The organism is Streptomyces aureocirculatus, from assembly GCF_000720475.1.
GTDB lineage: Bacteria > Actinomycetota > Actinomycetes > Streptomycetales > Streptomycetaceae > Streptomyces > Streptomyces aureocirculatus.
In genome coordinates, this window is record NZ_JOAP01000106.1 from 1 (window position 1) to 12,851 (window position 12,851).

The 12,851-nt window shown below is 72.5% G+C and carries 9 protein-coding genes; 6 read left to right on the forward strand and 3 right to left on the reverse strand.

Annotated elements, in window-relative coordinates; all coding sequences use genetic code 11:
- Nucleotides 1-277: 277 nt before the first annotated feature.
- The 6 genes from IG78_RS0140540 (at nucleotide 278) to IG78_RS0140565 (ending at nucleotide 7,757) form a co-directional block, all read left to right on the forward strand.
- Nucleotides 278-1,090 (forward strand): Cof-type HAD-IIB family hydrolase, encoded by an 813-nt coding sequence (locus IG78_RS0140540; protein ID WP_030574618.1) that lies wholly within the window; start codon nucleotides 278-280, stop codon nucleotides 1,088-1,090.
- 460 nt (nucleotides 1,091-1,550) lie between these two features.
- Nucleotides 1,551-2,561, forward strand: a complete 1,011-nt coding sequence (locus IG78_RS0140545) for a polyprenyl synthetase family protein (protein ID WP_030574622.1) — start codon at nucleotides 1,551-1,553, stop codon at nucleotides 2,559-2,561.
- A 242-nt stretch (nucleotides 2,562-2,803) separates the two neighbouring features.
- Nucleotides 2,804-3,931 carry a CHRD domain-containing protein gene (locus IG78_RS0140550; protein WP_078965964.1) on the forward strand — a complete coding sequence of 376 codons (1,128 nt, stop codon included), beginning with the start codon at nucleotides 2,804-2,806 and terminating at the stop codon, nucleotides 3,929-3,931.
- 327 nt (nucleotides 3,932-4,258) lie between these two features.
- Nucleotides 4,259-5,518 carry a LolA family protein gene (locus tag IG78_RS0140555; RefSeq protein ID WP_030574628.1) on the forward strand — a complete coding sequence of 420 codons (1,260 nt, stop codon included), beginning with the start codon at nucleotides 4,259-4,261 and terminating at the stop codon, nucleotides 5,516-5,518.
- Nucleotides 5,519-5,773: 255 nt separating this feature from the next.
- Nucleotides 5,774-6,739, forward strand: a complete 966-nt coding sequence (locus IG78_RS0140560) for an ABC transporter ATP-binding protein (RefSeq protein ID WP_030574632.1) — start codon at nucleotides 5,774-5,776, stop codon at nucleotides 6,737-6,739.
- The gene (locus IG78_RS0140565; protein WP_030574635.1) at nucleotides 6,726-7,757 is read left to right on the forward strand and encodes an ABC transporter permease; all 1,032 of its coding nucleotides are present in this window, start codon (nucleotides 6,726-6,728) and stop codon (nucleotides 7,755-7,757) included. Before IG78_RS0140560 ends, IG78_RS0140565 begins: the two co-directional genes overlap by 14 nt.
- A gap of 49 nt (nucleotides 7,758-7,806) precedes the next feature.
- Here IG78_RS0140565 and IG78_RS0140570 read toward each other — a convergent pair whose 3' ends face one another.
- From IG78_RS0140570 to IG78_RS43505, 3 genes are all read right to left on the reverse strand, one after another.
- Nucleotides 7,807-8,421: a flavodoxin family protein gene (locus tag IG78_RS0140570; RefSeq protein ID WP_030574639.1), complete on the reverse strand. Its 615-nt coding sequence runs from the start codon at nucleotides 8,419-8,421 to the stop codon at nucleotides 7,807-7,809.
- Between the two features lie 192 nt (nucleotides 8,422-8,613).
- The gene (locus IG78_RS0140575) at nucleotides 8,614-9,579 is read right to left on the reverse strand and encodes a M28 family metallopeptidase (RefSeq protein ID WP_030574641.1); all 966 of its coding nucleotides are present in this window, start codon (nucleotides 9,577-9,579) and stop codon (nucleotides 8,614-8,616) included.
- A gap of 167 nt (nucleotides 9,580-9,746) precedes the next feature.
- Complete coding sequence (locus tag IG78_RS43505; protein ID WP_225882431.1) at nucleotides 9,747-11,228, reverse strand: hypothetical protein; 1,482 nt, start codon at nucleotides 11,226-11,228, stop codon at nucleotides 9,747-9,749.
- Nucleotides 11,229-12,851 lie beyond the last annotated feature (1,623 nt).

Consider the following 12,851-nt stretch of genomic DNA (forward strand, 5'->3'; position numbering starts at 1 on the left):
GGGTGGGGGCGGGCGGAGAGTGCCGGGGGTGCGGGCGCGGGCGGGGAGTGTGGGGGCGCGCGGAGCCCGTCCGTTCCCGCCCGGCCTCGGCCACCTCGTTCCGGTGAATCAGGAGCGTGCCCTCACGCGCGACGCCCTCGTGCGCCCCGGGCGCGCATCCCCGTACGTATCCGGGCCCGCGACCCGCTGTCTGCCGGAGTGCGCCGGGCGCGCCCCAACCGTCACAGCTCCTGCCACACGGCTTACCGTGCGGCCTCAGATCCGTATTCTTCGGATCATGGCCGCTCCCCTCGCATATGCCCTCATCGCCACTGACCTGGACGGAACCCTGCTGCGCTGTGACGACACGGTTTCCGACCGGTCGCGCAGGGCGTTGGCCGCCGCGAGCGAGGCCGGAGCACGGCACCTCGTCGTGACCGGACGCCCCGCGCCCCGCGTGCGCCCGCTCCTGGAAGAGCTCGACTACGACGGGCTCGCGGTGTGCGGGCAGGGGGCGCAGCTCTACGACGCGGGAAGCGGCCGCATGGTGTGGTCGGTGACCCTGGACCGGGAGCTCGCGGAGGTCGCGCTCGGGAAGATCGAGGCCGAGGTCGGGCAGGTGTTCGCGGCCGTGGACCAGGACGGCGTCGACGGTCTGACGCTGATCGAGCCCGGGTACGAGATGCCGCACCCGACGCTGCCCGCGGTACGGGTGCCCCGGCGCGGGGTGCTGTGGGAGGAGCCGATCAGCAAGGTGCTGCTGCGGCACCCCGCACTCGCGGACGACGAGTTGGCGGCGGTGGCCAGGGGCGCGGTGGAGTCCCTCGCGACCGTGACGATGTCCGGCCCCGGCACGGTGGAGCTCCAGCCGTGCGGCGTGACGAAGGCCACCGGACTCGCGCTCGCGGCGGAGCGGATGGGGATCGGGGCCGCCCGGACGATCGCCTTCGGGGACATGCCGAACGACATCCCGATGTTCGCCTGGGCCGCACACGGTGTGGCCATGGCCAACGCTCACCAGGAACTCAAGGCGGTGGCTGACGAGTTGACGGCCTCCAACGAGGAGGACGGCATCGCGGTGGTGATCGAGCGGCTGCTGGCGTACGGGTGATGCGGCCCGCGCGGTCCACGCGGTCCGTGTGCCGTGTGCCGTGTGCCGTGTGCCGTGTGTCGTGTGGGGACCGTGGCCGGAAACAGGTGCGGGACGGATGTCTGGCCGGATGCCGTCGCGGGCGGCCGCGCCGCCGACCGGGTCGGGGACGTCCCGGAGGCCCGCCGGGAAGCCCACCCGGAAGAGGCGGGAAGCCCACCCGGAAGGGGCGGGGAGCCCGCCCGGAAGGGGTGCGTCACCCCCGCCATGTGGGGCACATCATTCATGGTGGACCATTTCGGTCATTCCATGTCTATCGGGCAGGCTGGTCTCCTCGGCCCGGGCAGGCGCTGGCTGTGATCGAAAGGCGACCGGATACGCTGACTTGAGTGATGGCAGCGACACATCGACAAACCGCGTCATCGGTGAAAGATCGACCGAGTGATCGACTTGTGATCGTCAGCAGACAGGAGAACCCCTCGTGACCGTCGTCGGGCCCTTCGGGCTGAGCGTGCGGGACCAGGCTCTCGAAGCCGATGTCCAGGCCGGGTTGACGGCTGTCGAGGAGGGCCTGCTCGAGGCCACCAAGAGCGAGGTCCCCTTCATCACCGAGGCCGCGCAGCACCTCGTGCGGGCCGGCGGCAAACGTTTTCGGCCACTCCTGGTGATGCTCACGGCCCAGTTCGGCGACCCGTACGCGCCCGGAGTGGTGCCGTCCGCCGTGGTCGTGGAGCTGACGCACCTCGCGACGCTGTACCACGACGACGTGATGGACGAGGCCGATGTGCGCCGGGGCGTGGCGAGCGCCAACCAGCGCTGGGGCAACTCCGTGGCGGTCCTCACCGGCGACTTCCTGTTCGCGCGCGCGTCCCACACGCTCGCCGACCTCGGCCCCGAGGCCGTCCGCGTCCAGGCCGAGGCGTTCGAGCGGCTCGTCACCGGGCAGATCCTGGAGACGGCGGGCCCCTCCGACGGGCGCGACCCCGTCGACCACTATTTGGAAGTGCTCGCGGGGAAGACCGGTTCGCTGGTCGCCGTCGCCTGCCGGTTCGGCGCGATGATGTCGGGCGCCGAAGAGTCCGTGGTGGACGTGCTCACGCAGTACGGGGAGCGGCTCGGGGTCGCCTTCCAGCTCGCCGACGACGTACTGGACATCGCGTCCGAGTCGACCGAGTCCGGCAAGACGCCGGGCACCGACCTGCGGGAAGGCATCCCCACGCTGCCGGTCCTGCGGCTGCGGGAGCGCGTGGCGCGCCTCGGGCTCGCGGAGGACGTCGCGCTCTGCGAGCTGCTCGACTCCGACCTCACGGACGACGCGCGGCACGCGGAGGCGCTGACCCAACTGCGGGTGCACCCGGCCCTTGAGCAGGCCCGCAGGGACACGGTGCGCTACGCCGAGGAGGCGCGGGCCGCGCTGGCCCCGCTGCCCGAGTGTGACGCCAAGGCGTCTCTCCTGGAGCTGTGCGATCTGGTCGTGCACCGGGCCGGCTGAGCCCTCGCCGACACCGGCACCGACACCGACACCGGCATCGGCACCGGCACCGGCGTCGAGACCCCGCCGTCGTCGCGGTCGCCGTCGCGCCCGGCGGAGCGCGGGGCGCGCCGAGCAGGCGTGCGTGACGCATATCACAAGCGGAGCTTGAGTCTGGATTGAGTCCAGGCTCGGATCCGTTCCGTACCTCTGCTCGGAAGCCGACGCAGGGGGCGTCGGCGTCGAACGGGGAGACGTCAATCATGGGCACGACCGACTCAACGGCCATCGCCACCGGCACGGCCATCGCCACCGACACGGCCATCGCCACCGACACGGCCATCGCCACCGACACGGCTATCGCCACTGCCAGGACCACCGCCACCGCCACCGCCACGACCACCGCGACGAACCCGTCAAGCACCTCGGCCGCCCGCGGCCGCCGTCGCCGGACGCGGCTCCTCACCGGCGCCGTCGCGGTCGCCGCTGCCGCCGGTGTCGCCGCCGCCACCCTGCCCGCGTCGGCGGACAGCGGCAGCACGGCGACGGCGCGAGTGGGCGGCAGCGCCCTCTTCGCGGCGAGTCTGAACGGCGCCAACGAGGTGCCCGTACCCGGCGGCCCAGCAGTCGGCGACAAGGACGGCGCGGCCCTGCAGTTCGTGAAGGTCAAGGGCGACAAGGTGTCCGTCACCGTCAAGTGGCGCGGCACCGCCGAGCCCACCGCCCTGCACATCCACCAGGGCGCGAAGGGAGCGAACGGCGCCGTCAAGGTCGACTTCACCAAGCTCCTGGCCAAGGCCGAGCACCGGCGCGTGACCGGCACGGTGAAGGTCCGGGACGCCGCCCTGCTCAAGAAGCTGAAGGCGAACCCGAACGGCTTCTACGCCAACCTGCACACCGCCGAGTTCCCCGGTGGCGCCGTCCGCGGCCAGCTCCACAAGGTCACCGCGAACGCCTCCCTGGACGCGGCGGGCCGTAGCTTCCAGGCATCCGTGGTCAAGGGCAGGCAGATCTACCAGTGCAAGAAGACGACGGACGGCTCCGGCCGCTTCACCTTCCAGCAGCGCGATGTCCGGGCGACGCTCGGCGGCCGCATCGCCCATGACTTCGTCGCGCCGAACTCCGGCACCCCGCGCTGGGTCGTGCCCGACCGCAGCGGCGTCACGGGGACCTTGATCTCGAAGACGACCAACGGCAAGCAGAACATCGCCGAACTGGACCTGAAGGCCAAGCAGGTGGGCAAGAAGCGCGGGCTGCTCGCGGGCACGACGGAGATCCTGCGGCTCAACACCGTCGGTGGCGTGCAGCCGCCGGGCACCTGCAAGCCGGGGACGCCGAAGAGCATCGTGTCGGTGCCGTACGGCGCGGACTACGTGTTCGTCAGCCGCTGAGCCGACGCCGAGCTGCCCGCCGAGTCGGCGTGAGACCACGTGACGTACGTGCGTACCGCCCCCGTGACGCACCGATCGTCACCACCCCTGGCGGCGCCTCCCCTTACGGGACGGGGGAGGCGCCGCCCCTTTGTGTCATCCCTGAGCAGTAGGCGGAGTTGCTCCCGCGGTCTGACGCTTCCTGCTGGCCGATTTGGTCGGATGGAGACAGCCGAAGACAGGCGCGGACAACCACTCCTGACCAATTCGGGTGAGAATGGCGGCGCGGGGTGGACGAGTGCACGCGAGGAAAGAACGCCGCCGCCGACCACGGAGGTAAGGCAGACAATGGCACCGTACGAACCGGAGCAGGACTCCAACGAGGCAGGGGAGCTCAGGGCGGGCCGCCGCAAGGCGGTGCGCTATGTCGTTCCGCTCGCGGTGGCCGGGGTGGCCGCGGCGACCATCGGGCTCGTCCCGGCGCTCGCCACGTCGGGCGACCCGGACCTGCCGGACGTCACCGCGCAGGAACTCATCGAGAAGATAGCCGCGTCGGACACACAGCAGCTCTCCGGCACGGTGAAGATCAGCACGGACCTGGGCCTGCCGTCGTTCGCCTCCGGCATGACCGGCTCCTTCGCGCCGGGCGCCGGGGGTGCCGGGGGCGGCGACGAGGAGGGCGGCGACGGCAAGGGCTCGGCCGCCGACCCCTCGGCCAAGCTGATGGAACTGGCCACCGGCACGCACACGCTGCGGGTCGCGGCCGACGGCCCGGACCGGCAGAAGCTGTCGGTCCTCGACGACGCCGCCGAGTACAGCCTGATCCACAACGGCGACGACGTGTGGGCCTACGACAGCGCGTCGAACGAGGCGTACCACTCCAAGGACGGCGGCAAGGCGGGTGAGGGCGCAGGCAAGCACGGCGGCAAGGACCTGCCGAAGAATGTTCCCGCCACGCCCAAGGAGTTCGCCGAGCAGGCACTGAAGGCCGCCGACAAGTCGACCTCGGTGAAGGTCGACGGCAGCGCGCAGGTGGCGGGGCGAGATGCCTACCGTCTGGTCCTCAAGCCGAAGGCCTCCGGCTCGACGGTCGGCCAGATCACCATCGCGGTGGACGCGAAGACGGGGACGCCGCTGAAGTTCACGCTGTCCCCGGCCGGAGGCGGCTCCGCCGTCGTCGACGCGGGCTTCACGAAGGTCGACTTCGGCAAGCCGGCCGCGTCCACCTTCGACTTCAAGCCGGCCAAGGGCACGAAGGTCACGGAGGAGGGCGACAGCAACGACACGTTCCGGCACGAGGGCGGCAAGGACGTCAAGGACTTCAAGGGCGCGGAGCCCGGCGTGAACGTCATCGGCGAAGGCTGGACGTCCATCGCCGAGCTGAAGCTGCCCGGCGACCAGGGCCTGCCCACCTCGGCGTCCGACGACGTACCGCAGGAGGCCGCGAAGTTCCTCGACTCCCTCGGCGACAAGGTGAAGGGCGACTTCGGCTCGGGCACGGTCTTCAAGACCCGCCTGGTCAACGCGCTGATCACCGACGACGGCAAGGTGTACGTGGGCGCGGTCACCAAGGACGCGCTGCTCAAGGCGGCGAACGCGGCGCAGTAGCGCCCGGGCGCGGGCGGTGGACGAACCGGCGGCGGATCCGGGGTGCCGAGCAGAGGGGCACCCCGGATCCGCCGTACGGCGATCAGTCGCCGTACAGCGATGAGTCGCCGTACAGCGATGAGTCGCCGTACAGCGATGAGTCGCCGTACAGCGATGAGTCGCCGTACAGCGAGCACGAACAGCACGAACAGCACGAACACGGAACAGGCAGAGGGAACGGCGGGCCACGGGCAGCCGGGCGAACGGGAGGTACGGGTGCCGAGCACCAGCGGGGACCGCGCGGGGGACCGCACGGCCGACGTGATCGAGACGTCCGGGCTCACCAAGCGCTACGGCAAGCACCTGGCCGTGGACCACCTCGACCTCACCGTCCCCCGCGGCAGCGTCTTCGGTTTCCTCGGCCCCAACGGTTCCGGCAAGACCACGACGATCCGCATGCTGATGGGCCTGATCGAGCCGACTTCCGGCCGGGCCAGGGTGCTCGGCCGCCCCATGCCGCGCGACGGCCGCAGAGTTCTGCCGCGCGTGGGCGCGCTCATCGAGGGCCCGGCGCTCTACGGCTTCCTGTCGGGCCGCGACAATCTCCTGCGCTACGACTCCGCCGACCCGACCGCCGACCCCCGCACCCGGCGTACCCGCGCCGAGGCCGCCCTCGACCGGGTCGGCCTGACCGCCGCCGCGGGCAAGAAGGCCAAGGCGTACTCCCTGGGCATGAAGCAGCGCCTCGGCCTCGCGGCCGCCCTGCTGCAGCCGCGTGAGCTGCTCGTCCTGGACGAGCCCACCAACGGGCTCGACCCGCAGGGCATGCGCGAGATCCGCTCCCTCGTGCGGGAGCTGGCGTCGGACGGCACCACCGTCTTCCTGTCCTCGCACCTCCTCGACGAGATCGAGCAGGTCTGCTCGCACGCGGCTGTGATGACCCGGGGCCGGCTGATCACCCAGGGCCCCGTCGCGGAACTCGCCGCGGGCGCGCGCGGGCGGCTCGTCGTGACGACCCCGGACACCGGGGACGCGGCCCGCGTGCTCAAGGAACTCGGCGTGGCCGACCTGGTGATCGCCGACGACCGGGTCACGGGCGAGCCACCGGGCACGGAACTCGCCGATGTGAACGCCGCACTGGTCGAGGCGGGCGTCCGCGTCCGTGGCTTCGGCGTCGAACGCGCCTCCCTGGAGGACGCGTTCGTCGCCCTGACGGGAGAGGGTTTCGATGTCGCGGGCTGAGGCGGCCGGGTCGGACGGGCGGGCGGCGGCCGAGGCGGCGGGGTCGGACGGGCGGGCGGCGGCCGAGGCGGCGGGGTCGGACGGGCGGGCTGGCGCCGAGACGGTCGGGTCGGACGGGCGGGCAGCGTCGGGCGTGGCCCTCGGGACGGGAAGCGGTGGGCGGGCAGTGAGTCTCGCCTGGACCCTCGGCCTGTTCCGCAGCGAGCTGTCCCTCACCTTCCGCCGCTGGCGGACCCTCGCGCTGCTCGCGGTGCTCGCCGCCGTGCCCGTACTCGTCGGCGTCGCCGTCAGGATCGAGACGAGCGACGGCGGTTCGATCGGCGGTGGCGGCCCCGACGGCGGCGGCGGCCCCGCGTTCATCGCGCAGGTCACCAACAACGGTCTGTTCCTCGTCTTCACAGCGCTGGCCGCGACACTGCCGTTCTTCCTGCCGATGGCGATCGGCGTCGTCGCCGGGGACGCCATCGCGGGCGAGGCGAGCGCGGGAACACTGCGCTACCTCCTCGTCGCACCCGCGGGCCGCACCCGGCTCCTGCTCGCCAAGTACGCGAGCACGCTGGCGTTCTGCCTGGTCGCGACGCTGGTGGTGGCGGCCTCCGCGCTCGCGGTGGGGGCGCTGCTCTTCCCGCTCGGCGAGGTCACCACGATCTCCGGGACCCGGATCAGCTTCACCGACGGATTGCTGCGCGCCCTGCTGATCGCGCTGGTCGTGGCCGCCTCACTGATCGGTGTGGCGGCCCTCGGCCTGTTCGTGTCGACGCTGACGAACAGCGGCATCGCCGCCATGGCGACCACCGTCGGCCTGCTCATCACCGTCCAGATCGTCGACCAGATCCCGCAACTGCACGCGGTCCACCCGTATCTGTTCTCGCACTACTGGCTGTCCTTCGCCGACCTGATGCGCGAACCCGTCTACTGGGACGACCTGGTGAAGAACCTCGGCCTCCAGGGCCTGTACGCCGGGGTGTTCGGGTCGGCGGCCTGGGCACGGTTCGGAGCGAAGGACATCGCCACGTAGGCGAAGGACATCGCCACGTAAGCGAAGGCCGTTGCCACGAAGGGACGGCTCACTCCTCCTCGTACGAGGACTCGCCGAACGGGAAGCGGGCCAGCGGGACGTCCTCGCGGGCGAAGAACGTCTTGGCGCGGGCCAGGGCCTCGGTGTCGTTCAGGACGTGGCCGGGCCGGGTGCCGTTGCCGAGCAGGACGCCGCCGAAGCGCATCGGGAAGAACGCGGCGGTGTTGCGCAACGTGCCGACCAGCGGGTCCGCGGCGGCCTCGTTGCGGTCCGCGAGGGCCGTCACGCCCCACAGGGTGCGGCCCGCGAGGGTGTTCTTGAAGTCGAGCTCCGGCACCTCCAGCCAGGCGTCCCAGTAGTCGAGGTAGCGCTTGACGGTGGCCGACACCGAGTACCAGTACAGCGGCGAGGCGATGACGATGTCCGTCGCGGCGAGCGTGGCGTCGAGCAGCAGCGCCTCGGTGTCGCCCTCGGGCCGGGGGCGGGCGCGGGGGCGGCTGTCGTCGTGGCGCAGGTCCTGGAAGTCCGGGAGCGGATGGCCGGCCAGGTCGATCCAGCGCTGCTCGACGTCCGACGGCAGTTGCTCGGCCGCCTTGCGGGCCAGCATCTCGGTGTTGCCCTGCGGGCGGGCGCTGCCGTGGACGAAGAGGAACGAGCGAGTCATGGTGGTGCCCCCTGGGTGCTTGCGTACGACGAATGCTTGCGTCTGCACTATATGCACGCGCAAGCATTCTCGTCCAGAGTGCCCAGGGGGCTGGAGTTTCCGAGAGGCCCCGGGAAGCCCCGGGAAGCCCCGGGTGGTCCCGGGCGGCGAGCTGCGAGGCGGGCCCGGGGGAGGGGGCGGACCCCGGGGGGACTAGGAGGACAGCCCCCACACCGCGTACGCCACCGCGTCGCTGTTGCGGTCGAGCGCCGTGTTGTTGATGTTCGCCGTGGTGTCGCACGACGCGTGGTAGCAGCGGTCGAACGCCTGGCCCGCCGTGCCGCCCCACTTCTGGGCCTGGGCGGAGGTCTTGGTGTTGCTCGCGCCGGTGAAGACGCCGCCGACCGGGACGCCCGCGTTCTTGAACGGCGCGTGGTCGGAGCGGCCGTCGCCCTCGCGCTCCGGCTCGGTGCCGATGTTCAGGCCGGAGTAGTAGGTCTTGAAGGTCCGCTCGATGGTGGGGTCGTCGTCGTAGACGAAGTAGCCCGGGTTCGGCGAGCCGATCATGTCGAAGTTCAGATAGCCCTTGATCTTCGTGCGTTCGGCGGCCGGCAGATTGCGGACGTGGTACGTGGATCCGACCAGGCCGAGCTCCTCGGCGCCCCACCAGGCGAACCGCAGGTGCTTGGTGGGCTTGTACTGCTCACGGGACACCGCGAGGGCGGTCTCCAGGACGGCGGCGGAGCCGGAGGCGTTGTCGTTGATGCCCGCGCCGCGACTGACGCTGTCCAGGTGGGCGCCCGCCATGATGACCTGGTTCGCGTCGCCGCCGGGCCAGTCGGCGATGAGGTTGTAGCCGGTCCGGCCGCTGCTGGTGAACTGCTGCACGGTGGTGGTGAATCCGGCGGCGTCCAGCTTGCCCTTGACGTAGTCGAGCGAGGCCTTGTAGCCCGCGCTGCCGTGGGCGCGGTTGCCGCCGTTGGCGGAGGCGATGGACTGGAACTGCGAGAGATGCGCCTTGACGTTGGCCACCGGGATGTCCGGGGCGGCGGCCGCTCGCTGGGGTGCGGCGGTGCCGGGGGACCCGGTGGCCGCGGTGGATATCGCACTGGTCGTCAGGAGGGCGGTGGCGGCTATGACGGCCGCTGCCGCACTGCGTCCGGACATGGAGAGTCTCATGTGGGGGGCTCCGGCTTCCGTTGAGTTTGAATCCCGAATGAGCCTGGAGTGCCCGATGGTGGCGACGTGTTGAGTTCACGTCAAGAGCGGGATCCGGACGCGCTGTTCCGCATACCGGTTCGCCCTGGACATTTTGCGTGCGTGACCGCCGCCCCGAGACCGCTGGTTCAGGGCGGGCCGGGCGGTACGTGGACTTCCGGTACGTGGACTTCCCAGCCCGGCGAGTAGGTGCCGGGCACCGGAATCCTGAGCCAGTCCCGAGCCCACGCGGGTGGCGCGTGCCTGCGCAGGACGAGGGCGGAGGGCCGCCGTTCGTCGCCGCGGGGCGCGGGCTCGCACCCGGCCGTGTACGCCAGCGGGATCACGGTCGTGTTGCCCCGCAGCAGACAGGGCGGTCGCACCCCGTGCCGGTGCAGCACCTCGGCCACCCGCTGCCAGTCCTCTCTCGAGACCTCCTGGATACGGGTGTTGCCCGACGTGAGGGTGGTCTGCACGGCGAGGTGTCCGGCGAGCACCACCGCGAGAACGCCCCCGGCGAGCACCGGTTGGCGCGCCCGTCCGGCCCACCGCACCGCGGCAAGCACCCCGAGCGCGGCGGGCACCGCGAGCAGTGCGTGCGTGGGGAGCAGGAACCGGGGTGTCGTGTACGGCACGAGGAGGACGTACGGCAGCGCGGCGCACAATCCCACGGCCACGGCGAGGCGGACACCCGCGGCCGTCCGTCGCAGCCGCCGTGCCGACCACAGGCCGAGGGGTACGAACACGGCGAGCAGCACCCACCACGACAGCGCGGGCACCCGCACCCCGTCCCCCGTGCACGGGCGGCACAGCAGGGGCCCGTCGATGGCGGTGAACTGGTGCAGCGCCGAGTCCGTGAACCGCAGTCCGCCCTGCACCTCGCTGGCGTCGTCGAGGCGTTCGCGTACGCCACCGAAGCGAACGTATGCCTCCACCACCCACGGCAGCAGTCCGGCCGCGGCCCCCGCGGCCACGGCGAGCGCCCGGCCGCGCGAGCGCCACAGCGGCACGAGGACGGCGGCGGCGAGCAGCGGAAGGGCCACGGCGACGCCGTCGTTCGGCCGCATCAGGGCGGCGAGCGCGAGGCCGGCGGCGATGCCCGCGTACGTACGCGGGCGCGAAGGGCCTGGGTGCAGGAACAGTCCCACGGCGGCTGCCGCGCCCATGGCGGTGTAGTGGTTGGGCATCGCCGCGCCCGCGTAGAACAGCGTGATCCACAGGCTGCCGTACAGCGCGGCGGCGACCCCCGCGACCTCCGGGAACCGGGGCAGGGCTCGCCGCCAGGGCGCGAACCCGAGGTAGAGCGCGGCTGTCGCGAGCGCCGTCAGCCACACCCGGAGCAGCACCACGGAGTCGCTCCACGCGGCCACCGGCGCGATGAGTACGGGAACGCCCCGGGTACGGGGTGCGCTGAACGGGACGCTCCCCGGGGCCCCGCCGGGCTCGTGGGGCCCGAAGCGGCTCGCGTAGACGATCTCGTCCCAGCCGAGCCGCAGGTCCAGAGGCACCAGGGCCACCGACACCAGCGCGAACAGGGCGCACACACCCAGGAGCAGATGCCGCGACCGCCGTTCGCGCTCGCGACGCGTGAGTTCTGGCCTCTGCGGTTTTCGGTGCTCGACGGCGGTCACCGGTCCACCGTAGGAAACGGGGGGTTCGGGAGGGCAGTAGCCCTGGGGGGTGGGCGTGGCGCGCCCGGCTCCGCGGCGCCTTGCTCCGCGGTAACCGTCTGCGCCGGGGGGGGGCGGCGTTGCCTCCGCGCTCCCGCCTCCCGGGTGAGTGTGCTCGGGTGCGGCAACCGTCTGCGCCGGGGGGGCGGTAACCGTGTGGGCCCGGCCGCCTCCCGGGGTGGGGGTGCTCGGGTGCGGCAACCGTCTGCGCCGCTGCGCGGCGCGATCCCACCCACCCGCCCGTGACTGTTGTCCCCGGGGTGCCGGAGGGGCCGGGTGTGTGCTCGGGTGCGGCAGTCGTCTGGCCGTGGGCGCGGCGACTGTTTGCGCCACTGCGCGGCGCGATCCCACCCGCCCGCCGGTGACCGTTGTCTCCGGGGTGCCGGGGTGCCGGGGGTCCGGTGTGCTTGGGTGGGGCAGTCGTCTGGCTGTGGGTGCGGCAACCGTCTGCGCCGCTGCGCGGCGTGATCCCACCCGCCCGCCCGTGACTGTTGTCCCCGGCGTGCCGGAGGGGCCGGGTGTGCTCAGGTGCGGCAACCGTCTGGCCGTGGGTGCGGCGACCGTCTCCGCCGTGGGGTGTCGTTACTTCCACCCGGCCGCCTGTGACTGTTGTCCCCGGGGTGGGGGGCCGCCGAGTCCCCGGCGTGCCGGAGGGGCCGGGTGTGCTCAGGTGCGGCGACCGTCTGGCCGTGGGTGCGGCGACCGTCTCCGCCGTGGGGTGTCGTTACTTCCACCCGGCCGCCTGTGACTGTTGTCCCCGGGGTGGGGGGCCGCCGACGCCCGTGACTGTTGTCTCCGGGGTGCCGGGGGGTCCGGTGTGTGCTTGGGTGGGGCAGTCGTCTGGCTGTGGGTGCGGCAACCGTCTGCGCCGCTGCGCGGCGCGATCCCACCCGCCCGCCGGTGACTGTTGTCCCCGGGGTGCCGGGGGGCCGGTGTGTGCTCGGGTGCGGCAGTCGTCTGGCCGTGGGTGCGGCTACCGTCTTCGCCGCTGCGCGGCGTTGACCCCACCCACCCGCCCCACCCCCGTGACCGTCGTCCCCGGGGTACCGGACGCCAACTGCGGGTTCGGCGGCAGGAAATCGGGCGGTAGATGGTGTTGCCCGGAGTGCGTCGGTCAGGGGACACGGGGCGAGTGGCCGGGGGCTCGGAGGCGCGGATTCGGGGTCGTCGTTCGGTGTGCGGCGGCTCTGTGCCGGAAGAAGGGTGGGTGGGTGGGAGAGCCCGTCGCGGAGCGACGGGCTTCTGGGGTGCGGGGGTGTGGGCGGTGCCGGGGGTGCGCGGGCCCGCTCGGCTCGCGGTGGTGGGGTGTGAGCGGGACTGCCCCGCCTTGCGGTCGCGGCAGTGGGCGGGAGCATCTGGCTGCCGGTGGCGGCCGCGCGCGGCGGGAGTGTCCGGCTGGCGGCGGCGGGAAGCCGGGCGGCGGGAGTATCCGCCTTGCGGTTGCGGCAGTGGGCGGGAGTATCTGGCTCGCGGTGGCAGCAGTGGGCGGGACGCCCGGCCACCGGCGGCGGGGTGTGGGCGGGGAGTGTCCGGTCCCCGGGGGTTGGGTGTGGGGAGGGTGTGTCCGGCTCGCGGGGGTGGGGG